Annotated in this window: 15 protein-coding genes; 4 read left to right on the top strand and 11 right to left on the bottom strand. The window is 64.2% G+C overall.

The window, feature by feature from the left end; translation table 11 throughout:
• Positions 1 to 3: 3 nt before the first annotated feature.
• From C4K40_RS23840 to edd, 11 genes are all read right to left on the bottom strand, one after another.
• Positions 4 to 858 (bottom strand): D-hexose-6-phosphate mutarotase, encoded by an 855-nt coding sequence (locus C4K40_RS23840; RefSeq protein WP_022640435.1) that lies wholly within the window; start codon positions 856 to 858, stop codon positions 4 to 6.
• Between the two features lie 134 nt (positions 859 to 992).
• Positions 993 to 2,342: a carbohydrate porin gene (locus C4K40_RS23845; RefSeq protein WP_053137220.1), complete on the bottom strand. Its 1,350-nt coding sequence runs from the start codon at positions 2,340 to 2,342 to the stop codon at positions 993 to 995.
• A gap of 88 nt (positions 2,343 to 2,430) precedes the next feature.
• Positions 2,431 to 3,591 (bottom strand): ABC transporter ATP-binding protein, encoded by a 1,161-nt coding sequence (locus tag C4K40_RS23850; protein WP_053137223.1) that lies wholly within the window; start codon positions 3,589 to 3,591, stop codon positions 2,431 to 2,433.
• A gap of 3 nt (positions 3,592 to 3,594) precedes the next feature.
• Positions 3,595 to 4,440: a carbohydrate ABC transporter permease gene (locus C4K40_RS23855; RefSeq protein WP_022640438.1), complete on the bottom strand. Its 846-nt coding sequence runs from the start codon at positions 4,438 to 4,440 to the stop codon at positions 3,595 to 3,597.
• The gene (locus C4K40_RS23860; protein ID WP_022640439.1) at positions 4,433 to 5,341 is read right to left on the bottom strand and encodes a carbohydrate ABC transporter permease; all 909 of its coding nucleotides are present in this window, start codon (positions 5,339 to 5,341) and stop codon (positions 4,433 to 4,435) included. The genes C4K40_RS23855 and C4K40_RS23860 overlap by 8 nt, the downstream gene beginning before the upstream one ends.
• A gap of 170 nt (positions 5,342 to 5,511) precedes the next feature.
• Complete coding sequence (locus C4K40_RS23865; protein WP_053137226.1) at positions 5,512 to 6,804, bottom strand: ABC transporter substrate-binding protein; 1,293 nt, start codon at positions 6,802 to 6,804, stop codon at positions 5,512 to 5,514.
• A 116-nt stretch (positions 6,805 to 6,920) separates the two neighbouring features.
• Entirely contained in the window at positions 6,921 to 8,180 is a 1,260-nt protein-coding gene (locus C4K40_RS23870; RefSeq protein WP_053137229.1) for an AGE family epimerase/isomerase, read from the bottom strand.
• Positions 8,181 to 8,396: 216 nt separating this feature from the next.
• Positions 8,397 to 9,824, bottom strand: coding sequence for an ATP-binding protein (locus C4K40_RS23875; protein ID WP_124421392.1), 1,428 nt, complete (start codon positions 9,822 to 9,824; stop codon positions 8,397 to 8,399).
• A 31-nt stretch (positions 9,825 to 9,855) separates the two neighbouring features.
• Positions 9,856 to 10,587 (bottom strand): response regulator, encoded by a 732-nt coding sequence (locus tag C4K40_RS23880; RefSeq protein ID WP_031320364.1) that lies wholly within the window; start codon positions 10,585 to 10,587, stop codon positions 9,856 to 9,858.
• Positions 10,588 to 10,625: 38 nt separating this feature from the next.
• Positions 10,626 to 11,576 carry a glucokinase gene (locus C4K40_RS23885; RefSeq protein ID WP_053137235.1) on the bottom strand — a complete coding sequence of 317 codons (951 nt, stop codon included), beginning with the start codon at positions 11,574 to 11,576 and terminating at the stop codon, positions 10,626 to 10,628.
• Positions 11,573 to 13,399, bottom strand: a complete 1,827-nt coding sequence (gene edd / locus C4K40_RS23890) for a phosphogluconate dehydratase (RefSeq protein WP_053137238.1) — start codon at positions 13,397 to 13,399, stop codon at positions 11,573 to 11,575. The genes C4K40_RS23885 and edd overlap by 4 nt, the downstream gene beginning before the upstream one ends.
• 223 nt (positions 13,400 to 13,622) lie before the next feature.
• Between edd and gap the strand changes: the two genes are divergently transcribed.
• The 4 genes from gap (at position 13,623) to C4K40_RS23910 (ending at position 19,109) form a co-directional block, all read left to right on the top strand.
• Positions 13,623 to 14,627: a type I glyceraldehyde-3-phosphate dehydrogenase gene (gene gap / locus C4K40_RS23895; protein ID WP_022640446.1), complete on the top strand. Its 1,005-nt coding sequence runs from the start codon at positions 13,623 to 13,625 to the stop codon at positions 14,625 to 14,627.
• 137 nt (positions 14,628 to 14,764) lie between these two features.
• Positions 14,765 to 15,283 (top strand): RNA polymerase sigma factor, encoded by a 519-nt coding sequence (locus C4K40_RS23900; RefSeq protein ID WP_031320365.1) that lies wholly within the window; start codon positions 14,765 to 14,767, stop codon positions 15,281 to 15,283.
• A 114-nt stretch (positions 15,284 to 15,397) separates the two neighbouring features.
• A complete protein-coding gene (locus tag C4K40_RS23905; protein ID WP_053137241.1) occupies positions 15,398 to 16,366 on the top strand; it encodes a FecR domain-containing protein in 969 nt (322 codons plus the stop codon).
• Positions 16,367 to 16,490: 124 nt separating this feature from the next.
• Positions 16,491 to 19,109 (top strand): TonB-dependent receptor, encoded by a 2,619-nt coding sequence (locus C4K40_RS23910; RefSeq protein ID WP_022640449.1) that lies wholly within the window; start codon positions 16,491 to 16,493, stop codon positions 19,107 to 19,109.
• The last annotated feature ends 56 nt before the right edge of the window (positions 19,110 to 19,165 follow it).

The following is a 19,165-nucleotide window of genomic DNA, read 5'->3' on the forward strand; positions in this document are numbered from 1 at the left end:
GCCCTACCCCGCCGCGCGCGCCTGCAGGCTCAAGTGAGCCCGCTCCCCCGGCGCCAGGCGCAGGCTGTCGGTGCCGCCGGCAGCCGCCTCGACACAGACGAAACGCGACACCTCGCTCCAGCTCACCCCCAGCAGTGGCCGGGTACCGGGATGCCAGACCACGGTATCGGCGTCCTCGCCGGTATCGATGCGCAGCGCACGCTGCCAGGCACGATCCTCGATCTGCAACTCACCCTCGTGCTGGAATACCCGCTGGCAGCCACCGTCGACCCGCAACTCGCCTTGTTGCCGGCAGGCCTGGCGATTCAAATGATCGTAGCCCTCGACGCCATCGAGCCCAGACAGCGCTACCTCGCCAACATCGCCAATACGCCAGTAGGCGTGCAAGGCCTGGCTCAACTGGCAGGGTTCGCTGTCCTGGTGCTCGGTGCTCAAGCGCAGGTCCATGCCCCGACCCAGGTGCGCATGCAGCTCGACCTTCCAGTCGCACAGCTGCAATTGCCAATGCAGGCGCACACCGTCTGCATCGCTGTCGCTGCCCAGCAGCTTCCAGTCCAGCAAGCGCGCCCAACCATGGGAAGGCCAGGCATTCTCGCTCGGGTGCCGACCATACCAGGGCCAGCACACCGGCACCCCACCACGGATCGCCCCCACCTGCGGCCACTTCGCCGCGCACCAGAGCCAGGGTTTCTGCCCGGCGGGCTGGAAGTGCAGGAGCTGTGCGCCCTGGCGACTGAACACGGCCTGGCACAGTGGATGATCGATCACCAGCACATCGCGCATCTGGTAGCGCTCCCAGGCAAACACCGGGCGCTCGCGCAGGGTCTTGAAAAAACGTTGCAGGGGATGCTCATGCATGTGCCGCGGTCCTGGAAATCATGGGGGGGTAGTCGTACAGCTGGCGGCCGTCGCGAGAGCGCCTGGCAAAAAAAAGCGGATAGCCAAGGCCATCCGCAATATGCGCACAGAGAAAGGAGCTTATCGCAACAGCGTCAGAACACCGACTGAATTTTCAGGCCGGCCACCAGGGCGTTGTCGACCTGGTCCACACCGCCCGGATGGGTGATGTACTGCAGGTTGGGGCGCACGGTCAGCCAGTCGGTCACATGGAAACCGTAGTTGATCTCGTAGTTGTACTCGGTCTCGCGCAGCGGCGAGTACAGCGGGTTGTCGTAGTCGCTCACGCCGATGGCGGCGTTGGCCAGCTGGGCGTTCTTCTTCACGTCGTCGTTGACATGAATGCGGGCGAAACCGATGCCCACGTCATCCTTTGGCCGGGCATCGAACGGCCCCTTGTAGACGAACATCAGCGACTGGTAGTTGTCGATGATGTTGGTGTCCTTGTCATGGAAGGTGGCGTTGGCGGCGATGTTCAGGCCACGCGAGGCGTCGCCGTTATGGCTGGTAAGTTGCTGCTGGGCGACGAACCAGTAGCCGTGCTTGCTGTTGTGCACGCGATAGGCGCTGCCGGTGGTGGCGGCATCCTGGCCATTGGCGTCCTCGCGCACGTCATTGGCCTTGGCCGTGCTCTTGTAGTAACCCACACGGTACTCGCCCGGCAGGTTGTTGACCTTGGGCGACCACACCAGCTCTACCGGCAATACCGTGCCCTTGGTGCCGCTGCCGCTGAGCTTGAAACCATTGCCGTGCTCGGTCTGCGACGGGTTCTGGTTGTAGGCGCCGATCTGCGCATAGAACTCGGGGGTGATGTGGTACTTGATGCGCAGCGCCGCCTGGCTGACCGGCCAGTTGTACCAGATGTTGGTCGCCCAGTTGCCCACCTGGGAACCACAGAAGGCCAGGTTCTGGAACTCGCAGGGGAAGGTGTTGAAGTCCTCGCCCTCGCCGAAGTAACCGGCCTTGACATCCAGCTTGCCGTCCAGGAACTGGTGCTGGATCCACAATTGGGTCAGGCGCACCATGTGCCCGCGACCGTAGACCTCCTGGGAAGAACTCAAGGTGCCGGCCCGGGGATCGCCGACGCGATCGTTGGAGATGTTCTGGCCATTACGATTGGTCAGCTGGATCTTGGCCTGGGTGTTGTCCCAGCCCAGCAGTTTTTGCAGGTCGAACGCCACGCCCAGGCCGAACTGGTCGCTGTAGCGCCCGGTCTTGTCGTCGTTGTAGCCACCGTGGAGGTTGGCGCCCATCTCCGCGACGTAGTCGGCCTTGATGTCGATCCCCTGCTCCAGCAGCTTGGTGCGCGTACCGCCCCAATCGCCGGTCATCCACTTGGAGTTGGCGCCGAACGCTTCGTCGGCCATGGCCTGGCCGGACAGGACCAGCGCCGCCACCGCCGAAAACTGGCAGAGCAGGCGGGTATTGCCGTGTTGCTTTTTCATCCCTACATCCTCGTCTTTATTGTTATTAACGGTTTATCCAACGCGGTTTACAGTCCTTGCGACGGATGACAGGCCATCCGCCCCGAATTCATCGCCCCTTGAATTGCGCCACATTGCCGCCGTGGCCTTGGGCCATGGCAGGGCCGGCCGCGCCCAGGCGCTCGCCGCTCTGGGCATCGAACAGCAGGACCCGGGCCGGGTCGAACTGCAAGGTCAGGTTCTGCCCGGCCGCGGGCGCCTGGTCCGGGGCCAGGCGGCAACAGACCTTGGTGCCATTGAGGGTGACGAATACCAGGGTATCGGGCCCGGTGGGCTCCACCACCTCGACCTCGGCCCGGATGCTCGGCAGGCCGTTGGCCTCGACGGGCGCCAGGGCGATCTGCTCCGGACGGATGCCGAGGATCACCTCGCGTTCCTCGAGCCCGGCGTCACGCGGCCCCAACGGCAGCTCGCAGCGGGCCTGGCCACTGTCCAGCAAGGCCAGCAACCGTCCCTCCTGGCGTTGCAGGCGCAGGGGAATGAAGTTCATCGGCGGCGAGCCGATGAAGCTTGCCACGAACAGGTTGGCCGGATCGTTGTAGATCTGCTGCGGAGTCCCGAATTGCTGGATGATCCCGTCCTTCATCACCGCCACCTTGTCCCCCAAAGTCATGGCCTCGATCTGGTCGTGGGTGACATACACCGTGGTGGTCTTCAGGCGCTGGTGCATCAGTTTCATTTCGGTACGCATCTCGACCCGCAGCTTGGCGTCGAGGTTGGACAGCGGCTCGTCGAACAGATAGATCTTCGGCCGCCGCGCCAGGGCCCGGCCCATGGCCACGCGCTGCTGCTGGCCACCGGAGAGCTGGCCCGGCTTGCGCGCCAGCAGGTGCTCGATCTGCAGCAGCTTGGCCACCCGCGCCACCTCGGTATCGATCTCGGCGGTGGGCATCTTGCGGATCTTCAGGCCGAAGGCGATGTTGTCGCGCACGCTCATGGTCGGGTACAGCGCGTAGGACTGGAACACCATGGCGATGTCCCGGTCCTTGGGGCTCATGCCGCTGATGTCGGCATCATCCACCAGGATCGCCCCACCGCTGATGGTCTCCAGGCCAGCGATGCAGTTCATCAGGGTCGACTTGCCGCACCCCGAGGGGCCGACGAGGATCAGGAACTCGCCGTCGTCGATCTTCAGCTCGATGTTCTTCAAGGTGTCCGGCAGGCCGGCACCGTAGGTCTTGTTGACGTTGCGTAATTCGAGAGTTGCCATGCCTTACCCCTTGACCGCGCCGGACGTCAGCCCGCGCAGGAAATACTTGCCGGCGAAGATGTACACCAGCAGTGTCGGCAGCCCGGCGATCATCGCCGCCGCCATGTCAACGTTGTATTCCTTGGCCCCGGTACTGGTGTTGACCAGGTTGTTCAGGGCCACGGTGATCGGTTGCGCGTCGCCACTGGCGAACACCACGCCGAACAGGAAGTCGTTCCAGATCTGGGTGAACTGCCAGATCAGGCAGACCATGATGATCGGCACCGACATCGGCAGCAGGATCTTGCCGAAGATGGTGAAGAACCCCGCGCCATCCAGGCGCGCGGCCTTGACCAGGGCATCCGGCACGCTGACGTAGTAGTTGCGGAAGAACAGCGTGGTGAAGGCCAGGCCGTAGACCACGTGCACCAGCACCAGGCCGGTGGTGGTGTTGGCCAGGCCGAACCGGCCAAGGGTGAACGAGGCCGGCAGCAGCACGGTCTGGAACGGCAGGAAGCAGCCGAACAGCAACAGGCCGAAGAACAGCTGCGAACCGCGAAAGCGCCACATCGACAGCACATAGCCATTCAGCGCGCCGATCAGGGTGGAGATCAGTACCGCCGGCACGGTGATCTTCACCGAGTTCCAGAAATAGCCACCCACGGTGTCCCAGGCCTTGATCCAGCCGATGCCATCGACCACCTGGGGCCAGCTCAAAAGGTTGCCGGTACGGATATCCTCGGGGGTCTTGAAGCTGGTGAGCAGCATCACCACCAGCGGCACCAGGTATACCGCCGCCGCCAGCAGCAGCGTGGCGTAGATGGCGATCCGGCTGAAATTCAGGCGCGGCCTGGCGAGCGAATCAGTCATGGCGCTTGCCTCGCAGTTCGGAATACAGGTACGGCACCAGGATGGTCAGCACCGCGCCCAGCATCAGCATGGCGCTGGCCGAACCGATGCCCATCTGGCCACGGCTGAAGGTGAAGGAGTACATGAACATCGCCGGCAGGTCGGAAGAGTAGCCAGGGCCGCCGGCGGTCATCGCCGCCACCAGGTCGAAGCTCTTGATCGCGATATGCGCCAGGATCATGAAGGCACTGAAGAACACCGGGCGCAGGCTCGGCAGGACGATCTTCAGGTAGATGGTCGGCAGGCTGGCGCCGTCCACCTGGGCCGCACGGATGATCGACTGGTCGACACCCCGCAGGCCGGCCAGGAACATCGCCATGACGAAACCCGAGGCCTGCCATACGGCGGCGATCACCAGGCAGTAGACCACGCGATCCTGGTCCACCAGCCAGTCCAGGCGAAAGCCTTCCCAGCCCCAGTCGCGCAGCATCTTGTCCAAGCCCAGGCCGGGATTGAGCAGCCATTTCCAGGCGGTACCGGTAACGATCATCGACAGCGCCATGGGGTACAGGTAGACGGTGCGGATGAAGCCCTCGCGGCGGATGCGCTGGTCCAGCAATACCGCCAGGAACACCCCCAGCACCAGGCTGATACCGATGAACAAGCCGCCGAACAGCGCCAGGTTCTTGCTCGCCACCCACCAGCGGTCGTTGTCCATCAACCGCAGGTATTGCTGCAAGCCGACCCACTTGTAGCTCGGCATGAAGCTGGAGTTGGTGAAGGACAGAATGAAGGTCCAGATGATGTAGCCATAAAAGCCCACCAGCACGATCACCATGCTCGGCGCCAGCACCAACTTGGGCAACCAGCGCTGCAAGGCATCCAACGGCGAGGCTTTGCTGAAAACCGCCACAGAGCTCATCGAGATAATCCAGTGTGAAGGAGTGAGTATCCGCAGAAACGAGGCTCGCCCGCGAATGGGCACCGACATTCAAGTCGATGCCCACCGATGCACCGCCTTCGCGGGCAAGCCTCGCTCCTGCCAGGGAGAGCGTTTCGGGAATGGCCGCAGGTACTCCTGCGGCCCGGACCTTACTGCGCGGCCTTGACCGCCGACGCCAGTTGCGCACTGGCTTTGGCCGGGTCCGCATCCTTGTCGTTCATGAAGTTGGTCACCACATCGAAGATCGCGCCCTGCACCGCCAGGGACGTGGCCATGTTGTGCGCCATGCTCGGCTGCAGCCCGCCGGTCTTCTCGTCCGCCAGGAAGTCCTTGGCGGCGGCCTGGGCGCAGGAGTCGAAACCTTCGGCGTCCATGGCGTTGAGCATGTCGGTGCGCACCGGGATCGAGCCCTTGTTGGTGCTGAAGACTTTCTGGAAGTCCTTGCCCAGGGCGACCTTGGCCAGGTCCTGCTGGGCGGCGATGTCGCCCTTGCGGTCAGCCTTGAGCTTGAACACGGCCAGGGAGTCGATGTTGTAGGTGAAGGCCTTGTCGGTGCCCGGGAACGGCACGCACTGGTAATCCTTGCCGGCGACCTTCTTGGCCGCGGTCCATTCGCTCTTGGCCCAGTCGCCCATCATCTGCATCCCGGCCTTGCCGTTGATCACGTCGGCGGCGGCGATGTTCCAGTCACGCCCGGCACGGTTGGGGTCCATGTAGCCGGAGAGCTTCTTCAGCTCGGCGAAGGTCTTGGTCATCTCCGGGCCTGCCAGGGTCTTCTGGTCCAGGTCCACCAGGGCCTTCTTGTAGCCTTCGGCGCCCATCACCGAGAGCACCACGTCTTCGAATACGGTGCTGTCCTGCCAGGGCTGGCCACCGTGGGCCAGGGCGATGAAGCCGGCGGCCTTGAGCTTGTCGCCGGCGGCATAGAATTCTTCGAGGGTGGTGGGCGCCTTGGCGATCCCGGCCTTCTTGAACACCTCGGGGTTTATCCACAGCCAGTTGACCCGGTGGATGTTCACCGGCACGGCCACGTAGTCACCTTCGTACTTGACGGTATTGGCCACCTTGGGCGAAAGCAGGCCGTCCCAATTCTCGCTCTTGGCCACGTCCTTGAGGGTATCGGTGCTGAGCAGGCCGGTGCTGCCCCATTCCTGGATGTCCGGGCCCTTGATCTGCGCCACACCGGGCGGGTTGCCGGCCACGGCGCGGCTCTTGAGCACGGTCATCGCGGTGGAACCGCCACCGCCGGCCACGGCGCCGTCCTTCCAGGTGAAACCGTCTTTCTCCACCTGGGCCTTGAGCACATCGACCGCAGCCTTTTCACCACCGGACGTCCACCAATGGACCACTTCCACGGAGCCTTTGGAGTCGGCGGCCAGGGCACTCAGGGGGAACAGGGAGGCAAGGGAAATGACAGTGGCGAGGCGAGAAATCGCATTCATCTGAAGTACCTTTCTTGTTGTTATGCATGCAAGTCTGGTGCTTGCGCTGCAAACGAGTCTAAACAGCCTAGTCCAGCGCCCGGGTAACGAAGCGATGGGGAAATGTCACCGCATGGTTACACAGAGCCCGTGGCAGACACTCGGGCCAGGGCCAAGGCCATGCTCGGCGCCAGCGGCAGGCGTGGAATCAGCACGGCCTGCCAGGCGTGATAAAGGTCCGGCTTGCCGCCCCAGATTTCTGCCGCAGGACGGTTGTCCAGGCCCAGCTCGTGGTGCCAGCTGCCGAACTCGCGGTCGATGAAATGCGCCTGGCAGAACTCCCAGAAAACCCGGTACCAGGTTTCGTAGCGCTCCTCTGCGGTACGCCTGAGCAAGGCACTGGCGGCGGCGCTGGCTTCGGCGTGGGTCCAGTGCAGGCGCTGGCGCACCACCGGGCGGTTGTCCCAGTCCAGGGTGTAGACGATGCCCGGGGCGCCATCCACGTTCCAGCCGTGACGGCAGTTGCTGTCGAACAGGCGCTGGGCATCCAGCACCAGCCAGCCAGGGGTCAGCATTCCGGCCTGGCCCCGCGCGGCTTCCAGGTGCAGCAACAGCCGCGCCCACTCGAATCCGTGGCCCGGCGTGGTGCCGAAGGGGCGAAAACCATCGGCGGGACAGTCCCGGTTGTAATCGCGCAAGGGCTGCCAATCCAGGTTGAAGTGCTCGACCACCATGAAGTCGTTGGCCGCGGCATGGCCGTGGATCAAACGCTCGGCGATGCGCAGGGCGCGGCTGAGCCAGCGCGGGTCCTGGGTGACATCGGCCAGGGCGAGAAAGGCCTCGGTGGCGTGCATGTTGCTGTTGGCCCCGCGATAGGCCTCCTGTTCGCTCCAGTCGCGGCTGAAGGACTCGATCATCGCGCCCTCCTGCTCGCTCCAGAAATGCTCCTCGATCACGCCGACCGCCTGCTCCAGCAAGGCCTCGGCCCCCGGGCGCCGGGCCACCACCGCGGAACTGGCGGCCAGGGCGACGAAGGCATGCAAGTAGGCAGCCTTGCCGCCATTGCCGTCGGCCTGCCCGGACACCGCGAACCAGCCGCCGTGCTCGGCATCGCGCAGCGGACCTAAGAGCGCCGCGACGCCGTGGTCCACCAGTTCGGCAAAGCCAGGCAGCCCCTGGATATGGGCCATGGCGAAGCTGTGAGTCATGCGCGCGGTATTCATGGTTTCGGCCCGGGCGCCAGCAGGCAGGCAGCCCCGGGCATCGAGGTTGCCGAAGCCCTCGGCAAGCCGCGAAGCCTTGGCGAAATCCAGCAGCCGCAGGCCCTCGGCGGCCAGCCAGCTGTGGTGTGCGGGAGCGTTCAGCCAGCTGCTGAACGGCAGGGAAAGAGGTTCCATGGACGACCTGTTGTTGTTCTTGTCGAAGGCTTGAGTCTAATCAAGCCAAGGTTCGCCCCAGGTAACGAAGGACACGGCAAATGTCACCAGACCGTGACAAACCAGCGGGCGCCGGTAGGAGCGAAGCTTGCTCGCGATGCACGACACCGCGCCGTGCCAGGCACAGGCATGACGCTTGCCAGGCAAGCCTCGCTGCTACAGGAGAAGAAGAGTTGTTCAGTCCGCGAAACGCGGCAGGTACAAGGTCACCCGCAGGCCACCTTCGCGCAGGTTCTGCAAGCTGACTTCCCCGCCATGGCTATGGGCGATGTTGCGCGCGATGCCCAGCCCCAGGCCATAGCCCTGTTGCTGGCCGGCCAGGCGAAAGTGCGGCTCGAAGACCTGCTCCAGCCGCTGCTGGGGCACGCCGGGGCCCTCGTCGTCCACATGCAGGATGAAGGCGCCGGCGTCATCCTCGATATGCAGGTGGGCGTTCTGCCCATATTTCAGGGCGTTGTCGATCAAGTTGCCCATGCAGCGCTTGAGCGCCAGGGGCTTGCCCGGGTAGCTGGCCAGGGCCCGTCCCTGCTGGGTCACCCGGCCATTGCCGGCGGGCGCCAGGTAAGGTTCCACCAGGCAATCGAGCACCTGGTTCAAGTCCACCGGCTCGATGTTCTCGTGGATGTCAGTGTCCTTGACGCATTGCAGGGCGCCCTTGACCAGCAGCTCCAGTTCATCGAGGTCACGGCCGAACTTGGCTTGCAGTTGTTCGTCCTCCAGCAACTCCACCCGTAGCCGCAGGCGGGTGATGGGAGTGCGCAAGTCATGGGAGATGGCGCTGAACAGCTGGCTGCGCTCGGTCAGGTAGCGGCTGATGCGCTCGCGCATGCTGTTGAAGGCCCTCGCCACTTCCACCACCTCGCTGCCGCCGCCCGGCGCCACCGGCTGCACATCGGCGCCCAGGGACAACTCGCGAGCGGCCCGGGCCAGGCGCTTGAGGGGCCGGCTCTGCCAGTGCACCAGCAGGCCGATGAACAACAACAGGAAGCAACTGGTCAGCAGGATGAACCACACCTGCTGCGCCGGCAGGCCCTGCTCTTCGAGGCTGGTATAGGGCTCGGGCAGCAATGAAGCGATGTACAGCCACTCGCCCGGGGCCATCTGGATCTGGGTCACCAGCACCGGCGGGTTCACCGGTTCCAGGGTCAGGGCGTAGTGGGCCCAGGACCGTGGCAGCTCGTCGAGCTTCAAGCCACCGTTGAAGATCCGCAGGTCGTCGGGCCGTACGAAGGTCACGGAGATATCCGCATCGTTGCCCAGGGACTGGCGCAGTACCTGCTCCACCGCCTGCAGTACCGCCTCCTTGCGCGGCGTGGCCGGCAACACCTGCATGTCCAGCGGCTTGTCGTTGAGGGTCACGACAAAACGCGTGCCGCCCATGCTGCGCAACTGGTCGAGTACCAGCGGCCGATAGGCCACCGGTAGAGAACGCAGGTAACTGACGCTGGCGGTCATCGAATGGGCCAGGCTGCGGGCGCTGGTCACCAGGCCCTCGAGCTGGGTGGCGCGCAACCGCGAGACCCAGATCACGCTGGACAGGGCCTGGGCCAGCAGCACCACCAGCAGGGTCAGCAACAGCATCCGGCCCAACAGCGAACGCGGCATGGGCACCCGCTGCAGGCAACCCTTGAGGGTTTCAGCGAGCACAGCCAGCTACCACATTGGCCGCCAACTGGTAGCCGCTGCCGCGCACCGTGCGAATCAGCCGCGGCGGTTTTTCCGTGTCCCGCAGGCGTTGGCGCAAACGGCTGACCGCCATGTCGACGATGCGATCCAGGGGCATCAGGTCGCGGCCACGGGTGGCATTGCCGATGGTGTCGCGGTCGAGGATTTCCTGGGGATGATCGAGGAACAGCTTGAGCAGGGCGAAGTCGGCGCCGGAGAGGATCACTTCCTCGCCGTCGTTGTGGAACAGCCGGTGGCTGATCACGTCCAGGCGCCACTCGTCGAAGCACAACACCTCGCCGCCCGCCCGTTCCTGGGCGAATTGCGCCCGGCGCAGTAGGGCCTTGATCCGTGCCTGCAGCTCACGGGGACTGAACGGCTTGCCCAGGTAGTCATCGGCCCCAAGTTCCAGGCCGATGACCCGGTCGGCCTCGTCGGAACTGGCGGTGAGCATGATGATCGGCACCTGGCCGCGCTTGGGGTGCTGGCGAATCCAGCGGCACAGGCTGAAACCGTCCTCGTCGGGCAGCATCACGTCGAGGATCACCAGGTCGCTGGGCGCCTCGTTCAGGGCCTGGCGAAAACCCGCGCCATCGGCGGTGCTGCGCACCTGGAAACCGCAACGGCTGAGATAAGTCTCCAGCAGCTCGCGGATTTCCTGATCGTCATCGACCAACAAGATCGACCTACTGACTGAACTCACCCATGCCGTCCTTTGTTGTTGTCATGAATGGAGGGCGATTATGCCTGTTCCAGGGCCACCCCGGCGCCGGTCAGTCCGGAATAGGGCGCGGTCACCAGCCACACCGGGATGCCCTTGAAGTAGTCGCTCATGCAGCCCTTGTCGGCAAAGCTCTTGGCGAAGCCGCTCTGGATGAAAAAGTCGGCAAAGCGCGGGATCACCCCACCGACGATGTACACCCCGCCCCGGCCGCCGGTGGTCAGCACGTTATTGCCCGCCACCCGGCCCAGCCAGCAACTGAACTGCTCCAGTACCTCGCGGGCGATGGGGTCGCCGGCCAACCCCGCAGCGGTAATCGCCTCGGGGGTATCCAGGCGCGGCTCGTGGCCGTCCACTGCGCAGATGGCCCGGTAGACCCGGGGCAGGCCGCCGCCGCTGAGAGCGGTCTCGGCGCTGACATGGCCGATTTCGTCGTGGATGTGTTGCCAGAGCTGGGTTTCCCGGGGGCTGCTCAAGGGCAGGTCGACATGCCCGCCCTCCCCAGGCAGGGCCATGTAACGGCCATCACCGAAGTCCAGCAGGGTGCCCACGCCCAGGCCGGTACCCGGGCCGATCACCACCGCCGGACGCAACGGCTCGGCAACGCCCTCGCAGACCACGCGGAATTCATCCGGTTGCAGCCGGGTCATGCCCAGGGCCATGGCCGAGAAATCGTTGACCAGCAGCAAGCGCTCGACCTGCAGCGCCTGGCAGAACGCCTGGCGGTTGAGGTGCCAGTGATTGTTGGTGAAGCGGAACTCGTCGCCGCTGACCGGCCCGGCCACCGACAGGCACACCGAACCCACCGCGCCCAGGGCCAGGCCCTGTTCCTTCAGGTAGGCCTTGATGGCATCTTCCGGACAGCTGTAGTCCGCCGTGGCATGGACCTGGATCGCGTCCAGCTGTTGGTCTTTCCACAACGCGAACCGGGCGTTGGTACCGCCGATGTCACCGACCAGGGCCAGTTTCAATTCAGTGTCTCCAGGGCAGAAGTGAAGGCGCTGGCGCCCTGCTCTGCCGAGCTGAAGGCCATGCGCATGAAGGCGAAGAGTTCGCGGCCGGTACCGACGTTGTTGCCCAGGAGGCCCTTGGCCGGCTCGCGGGCGGCGAACTGTTCGGCGTCCACCTTAAGCTCCAGGGTGCCCTTAACGCCATCCACGCGAATGATGTCGCCGTCCCGCACCCGGGCCAGCGCCCCGCCGATCTGGGCCTCGGGGCTGACGTGGATGGCCGCCGGGATCTTGCCCGAGGCGCCGGACATGCGCCCGTCGGTGACCAGCGCCACCTTGAAGCCACGGTCCTGCAGCACACCAAGGAATGGAGTCATCTTGTGCAGTTCGGGCATGCCATTGGAGCGCGGGCCCTGGAAGCGCATCACCGCCACGAAGTCTTTTTCCAACTGGCCGGCCTTGAAGGCATCGGCCAGGTCCTGCTGGTCCTGGAACACCATGGCCGGAGCCTCGACGACCTGGTGCTCGGGAGCCACGGCGGAGACCTTCATCACTCCGCGCCCCAGGTTGCCTTCCATGACCCGCAGCCCGCCTTCCGGCGAGAAGGCCCGGGCCACCGGACGCAGGATGCTTTCGTCGAGGCTCTCGATCGGGCCGTCGCGCCATACCAGCTTGCCGTTGTCCAGGAACGGCTCCTGGGTATAGCGGCTCAGGCCGGGGCCAGCCACGGTGTTGACATCTTCGTGGAGCAGCCCGGCCTCCAGCAGTTCGCGGATCAGGAACGACATGCCGCCGGCGGCCTGGAAGTGGTTGATGTCGGCCTTGCCGTTGGGATAGACGTGGGACAGGGTCGGCACCACCTCGGACAGGTCGGCCATGTCCTGCCAGGTCAGCTGGATGCCCGCAGCCTGGGCGATGGCCGGCATGTGCAGGGTGTGGTTGGTGGAGCCACCGGTGGCGTGCAGGGCGACGATGGAGTTGACCAGGCAACGCTCGTCGACGATTTCACCAATGGGCGTGAAGGCGCCGCTCTGGCGGGTCAGGCGGGTGACCTGTTGCGCCGCCTCATGGGTCAGGGCATCGCGCAACGGCGTGTTGGGGTTGACGAAGGAGGCGCCGGGCAAGTGCAGGCCCATGACCTCCATCAGCAGCTGGTTGGTGTTGGCGGTGCCATAGAAGGTGCAGGTGCCCGGGCTGTGGTAGGACTTCATCTCCGATTCCAGCAGCTCTTCGCGACTGGCCTTGCCTTCGGCATAGCGCTGGCGCACATCGGCCTTCTGCTTGTTGGAGATCCCCGAGACCATGGGGCCACCGGGGACGAAAATCATCGGCAGATGGCCGAAGCGCAGGGCTCCCATCATCAGGCCGGGGACGATCTTGTCGCAGATACCGAGCATCAGGGCGGCATCGAACATGTTGTGCGACAGCGCTACCGCAGTGGACAAGGCAATGACCTCGCGGCTCGGCAGGCTCAGCTCCATCCCCGCCTCGCCCTGGGTCACACCATCGCACATGGCCGGGGTACCACCGGCGAACTGGCCCACCGAACCGATCTCGCGCAGGGCCTTCTTGATCAACTCGGGGAAATGCTCGTAGGGCTGGTGCGCCGACAACATGTCGTTATATGACGAAACAATTGCCACGTTGGCCGCGTTCATCATCCGCAGGCTGTGCTTGTCTTCGGCGCCACAACCGGCCACCCCGTGGGCGAAGTTCGCACATTGCAGCTTGCCGCGCTGCGGGCCGTCGCTGGCTGCACCGCGAATCAGGGCGAGATAGGCCTGGCGAGTGGCGCGACTACGGGCGATGAGCCGTTCGGTGACCTCAAGAACGCGGGGATGCATGTGTAGAACTCCAGGCTAACGGATGTGGCGACCTGTTTGTCTATGCTGGTCCAAAGCCCCGCCGCTGGGGGGCAGCGGAGGAAATTCCTGACCATTCGGACCAGTTGATTCAGGTCACTCGTTGTAGATAAGACAAAATACTGCCACTAAAAAGGCTTGTTTTCTATTTCTATGCGAATAATCTTGTAATTCCAACAACAAATCCTACGACAGGCGTTTACCCATGACTCTTCGAATCGCAATCAATGGTTTTGGCCGCATCGGCCGCAACGTCCTGCGCGCACTCTATACCCAAGGCTATCGCCAGGATCTGCAGGTCGTCGCCATCAACGATCTCGGAGACAGCGCTATCAATGCCCACCTGCTCAAGCACGACACTGTCCACGGCCTGTTCGACGCCGATATCCAGCATGACCAGGAGAGCCTGACCGTCAATGGCGACCGTATCGCGGTCAGCGCCATCCGCAACCCGGCCGAGCTGCCCTGGGCCGCAGAGAAGATCGACGTGGTGTTCGAATGCACCGGGCTGTTCACCGACCGGGCCAAGGCCGCTGCCCATCTTACTGCCGGCGCACGCAAAGTGATCATCTCGGCTCCGGCCAAGGGCGCCGATGCCACCGTGGTCTACGGGGTCAACCATGACGTCCTGCGCCAGTCGCACCAGATCATCTCCAACGCCTCCTGCACCACCAACTGCCTGGCCCCGGTGGCCCAGGTACTGCATCGCGAGCTGGGGATCGAGAACGGCCTGATGACCACCATCCACGCTTACACCAACGACCAGAACCTCACCGACGTCTATCACACCGACCCCTACCGCGCCCGCTCCGGCACCCAGAACATGATCCCGAGCAAGACCGGCGCAGCCGAAGCCGTGGGCCTGGTGCTGCCGGAGCTGGCCGGCAAGCTGACCGGCATGGCGGTACGGGTGCCGGTGATCAACGTCTCCCTGGTGGACCTGACCGTGACCCTCAAGCGCGACACCAGCGCCGAGGAAGTCAACGCCCTGCTCAAGAGCGCCAGCCAGCATTCGAAGATCCTCGGCTACAACACCCTGCCGCTGGTTTCCAGCGACTTCAACCACAACCCGCTGTCGTCGATCTTCGACGCCAACCACACCAAGGTCAGCGGCGGCCGCCTGCTCAAGGTCCTGGCCTGGTACGACAACGAGTGGGGGTTCTCCAACCGCATGCTGGATAACTGCCTGGCCCTGTGCAACGCCGAATGATCGGCTGACCATCGGCCGACGGCAGAGGTTCCCGCCAGGAGATTGTCCACTGCCTGGCGGGATGGACCACACAAGGCTTGACCACGGATGTATATGACAATCATTATCATCCGCTAAAAAATGGATCAGGCCTTGCTGTGAGTCAGACGCACTTCAACCATGTATTCCTCACTCAACGAACTTCTCTGCTGCGTACGCTGGAGCGGATGGTCAACAACCACAGCACCGCCGAAGACTTGCTGCAAGAGACCTACCTGCGCGTGACCCGGGCGCTTGCCGAGCGAACCATCACCCACCTCGAACCCTTCGTGTTCCAGACCGCCCGCAACCTCGCGCTCGATCACCTGCGGGCCCGGCGCATCCAGGACCGGACCCTGCTCGAGGACGTACCGCAGCAGGTACTGGAGAGCGTCGCGGCGCCCACCAGCAGCGCCGAGGATGCCGCCCATGCCGAACAACTGCTGGAACGCCTGAACCTCAGTCTGGGCCAGCTCAGCACCCGCCAGCAGCGGATCTTCATCCTCAGCCGCCTGCACGGCCAGAGCTACCAGGAGATCGCCGACGAACTGGGGGTCTCCCCGAGCACGGTACAAAAGGAACTGAAACTGATCATGGCCATCTGCATCGGTGTCGCCGAACGCCTCGAAGGCCAATGAGCCTCGACGACCAGGCAGAATGACTGCGTCAGCCCCGGGGCTTTTGCTAACCTTGCCCGGCTTTCGCTCTCTCTTGAAAAAACAGCTGCGCACAGACGTGGCCGAGGAACACCCGTGACGGACTTTCACAGCGCCGAGCCCCCCACCCCTGCCGGCCAGAATCCGAATATCCAGGCCATGGACCAGGCCCTGGACTGGCTGATCGAACTGGAACACCCGACCCAGGAACAGATAAGTCGATTCCACCAGTGGCTGGCGGCGTCACCGCGCAACGCCCAGGCCTTCGCCAAGGCCCAGGCCATCTGGGATGGTCCGCAAGTGGCACAGTCCGCCCTGGCCCTGGCCGCTCCCGCGAAGGTCTCGCCCCTGGCCCGCCTGCGCCCACATTGGAAACCCCTGGCCACCGCCGCCGTGCTGGTCCTTGGCTTGTTCAGCTTCAGCAACCTGCCCCTGCGCCTGCAGGCAGACCACCTGACCCTGGTGGGCGAACGCCAGCGCCTGCAACTCGAGGACGGCTCCCGGGTGCTGCTCAACACCAACTCGGCGTTCTCCAGCAATGTCGACGAGCACCGGCGCACCGCGCGGCTGTACCAGGGCGAAGCGTTCTTCGAGATCCCGGGCAATCGCGGGCTGCCCCTGGAACTGGAGGCCGGCCCGGTGCGCGCCAGCGTGCGCGATACCACCTTCGCCGTGCGCTACCTGGATGGCATCGCCCAGGTCCAGGTCCAGCGCGGGGATATCGATCTGCGCGCCACCCACGCCGACCAGAGCCTGCGCCTGCGCGCCGGCGAAAGCGTACGGGTCGGTCCCCAGGGCTTCGAACAGACAGCCAGGCTCGACGCCGGCAAGGACCTGGCCTGGGTCGAAGGTCGCCTGGTGTTCGAGAACTGCCCCTTGAGCCAGGTGCTGGCGGAACTGCGGCGCTACTACCCGGGCTGGATCATCAACAACAACGAACAACTGGCCAATGTCGCGGTAACCGGCAACTACCGCCTGGACCAGCCCCTGGACGTGGTCCGCTCCCTGGCCCACATCACCTCGGCACGGCTGTCGGAACTGCCGGCGCTGATGATTCTCAATTGAGAACAATTATTTTTACGCGATAGCAGCGGGTCGTACGTCTCGTTATAGCCAATGCAAGTGATTCGCATTTTTGAATGTGAATCTGCACACCTATAAAAGATTCGTGCGACCCGGAGCGCTTTCGATGTCTTCTTGCCTCAACAGCCGATCCTCAGTTCCTCACTCCCGCCTGCATCACTGCACCCTGTCGCTGCTCACCGCGGCCATCCTGCTGGCCGGTGCCCAGGCCACACCGGCGCTGGCCGACCAGCCTGCAGCGCCCGCCAGCCAGCGCATGGGCAACTACAACTTCGCCATTGCCCAACAGCCCCTGGTGTCGGCCCTCAACGCCTTCACCAGCGTCACCGGTTGGCAGGTCGGCCTGCCGGCCGAACTGGGCACGGGCGTCAACTCCCCGGGCGTACGTGGCTCACTGCCACCGGAGAAGGCCCTGGAGCGGCTGCTGGCCGGCACCAACCTGAGCTATCGCAAGCTGGGCAACAACAACATCGTCCTAGAGAAGCGCAGCAGCTCGAATACGGTGAACCTGCAACAAGTGACCATCAGCGCCACCCGCCAGGAACAGGACATCAACTCGGTACCCAGCACCGTCAGCGTGCATACCCGGGAAGAGCTCGACCGGCAGAATGTCACCAACATCAAGGATCTGGTGCGCTATGAACCCGGGGTGTCGGTGGGTGGCGCCGGCCAGCGCGCCGGCATCAGCGGGTACAACATCCGTGGTATCGATAGCGACCGGATCCTGACCCAGGTCGACGGCGTCGAAGTCCCGGGGCACTTCTTCAGCGGCCCCTATGCCAAGACCAACCGCAACTACGTCGATCCGGAAATCGTCAAGCGTGTGGAGATCCTCCGCGGCCCGGCCTCGGTGCTGTACGGCAGCAACGCCATCGGCGGCGCGGTCAGCTACTACACCCTGGACGCCGACGACATCATCAAGCCCGGCCAGGATGTCGGCGCACGACTCAAGGCCGGCTACAGTTCGGCCGACGAAAGCTGGCTCAAGTCCGGCACCTTCGCCGGGCGTGCCGGCGAGTTCGACGGCCTGTTGCACCTGAGCCGGCGCGATGGCCACGAAGTCGAATCCTATGGCAGCAACAACGGCACCGGCCTGGACCGCACCGCCGCCAACCCGGAGGATGTACGCACCACCAACGTCCTGGCCAAGCTGGGCTGGAACTATGCGGACGACGCGCGCCTGGGCCTGACCTACGAGAAATACAAGGACGACCGCGACACCAACCAGAAAAGCGCGGTGGGCGGGCTGTTCCTCAATGGCGTCGGGCAGAACTGGTACCGCTCGCGGACCGGCAACGACACCATCACCCGGGAACGCTTCGGCCTGGAAAACAGCTTCGCGCTGGAGTCCCCCGTGGCGGACCGGATCAAGTGGAGCCTGAACTACCAGATCGCCAAGACCGACCAGACCACCAGCGAGCGTTATAACCCGGTCTCGATATACACCCCGGTGGCCCGTGACGTGCTGCGCGAACGCAAGACCCTGTACGAGGAAAAGCAATGGGTATTCGACGCCCAGTTGGAGAAGGCCTTCGCCCTGGGTGAAACCGACCACCAACTGACCTACGGCACCACCCTCAAGCAACAGAAGGTCACTGGCTCGCGCTTTGGTACCGCCACTTGCCTGAAGGTCGGCGCGGGCTGTACCGCCATCGGCGCTCCCAGCCCGACCGCCAGCGACAGCGTGAAGAAGTCCAGCGACTTCCCGGACCCGACCATCAATAGCTACGCCCTGTTCGCCCAGGACCAGATCAGCTGGAACGCCTGGACCTTCACCCCGGGCCTGCGCTACGACTACATCCAGCTCAAGCCGCACCTGACCCAGGAGTTCCTCAATACCGTCAATCCGAACGGCGCCTTCCCGGTCAGCGATGAGAAGAAGACCTGGCACCGGGTATCGCCCAAGTTCGGCCTGACCTATGCCTTCGACGAGCACTACACCGCCTACGGCCAATATGCCGAAGGCTTCCGCACCCCATCGGCCAAGGCGCTCTACGGACGCTTCGAGAACATCGCCGGTGGCTATGTGGTCGAGCCCAACTCCAACCTCAAGCCAGAGACCAGCAAAGGCATCGAGACTGGCCTGCGGGGCAACTTCGACGCTGGCTCCTTCGACGTGTCGGTGTTCTACAACCAGTACCGCGACTTCATCAACGAAGACGCAATCACCGCAGGTGCGCTGCAAGCGGTCATCCAGAGCAACAACATCAAGCGCGCCACCATCAAGGGCGCCGAGGCCAAGGGCCGCTTGAACCTGGATGCCTTCGGCGCGCCCCAGGGCCTGTACACCATGGCCTCGGTGGCCTATGCCCACGGGCGCAACAATGACAACGGCGAGCCGATCAACAGCGTCAATCCGCTCAAGGGCGTGTTCGGCCTGGGCTACGACCAGGATGACTACGGCGCGTTGCTGAGCTGGACCCTGGTCAAGCGCAAGGACCGGGTCGACGACAGCACCTTCAAGGCTCCCGACGGCCGCCTGACCAGTGGCCAGTTCAAGACGCCCGGCTTCGGCATCCTCGACCTCACCGGCTTCTACAAGGTCACCAACGACCTGACCGTCAATGCCGGCCTGTACAACCTGACCGACAAGAAATACTGGAACTGGGACGATGTGCGCGGCTACGACAGCGTCGGCGAAGCCGGACAGACAGCCCCGGCCAACCTCGATCGCCTGACCATGCCCGGCCGTAACTTCTCGGTGAACCTGGTCTGGGATATCTGACCCAGTCGCTCCTCACTGCTCTTTTTCATCAGGGGCAGTGAGGATTTTTTACTGTG

The sequence above is a fragment of the Pseudomonas sp. CMR5c genome (assembly GCF_003850545.1).
GTDB lineage: Bacteria > Pseudomonadota > Gammaproteobacteria > Pseudomonadales > Pseudomonadaceae > Aquipseudomonas > Aquipseudomonas piscis.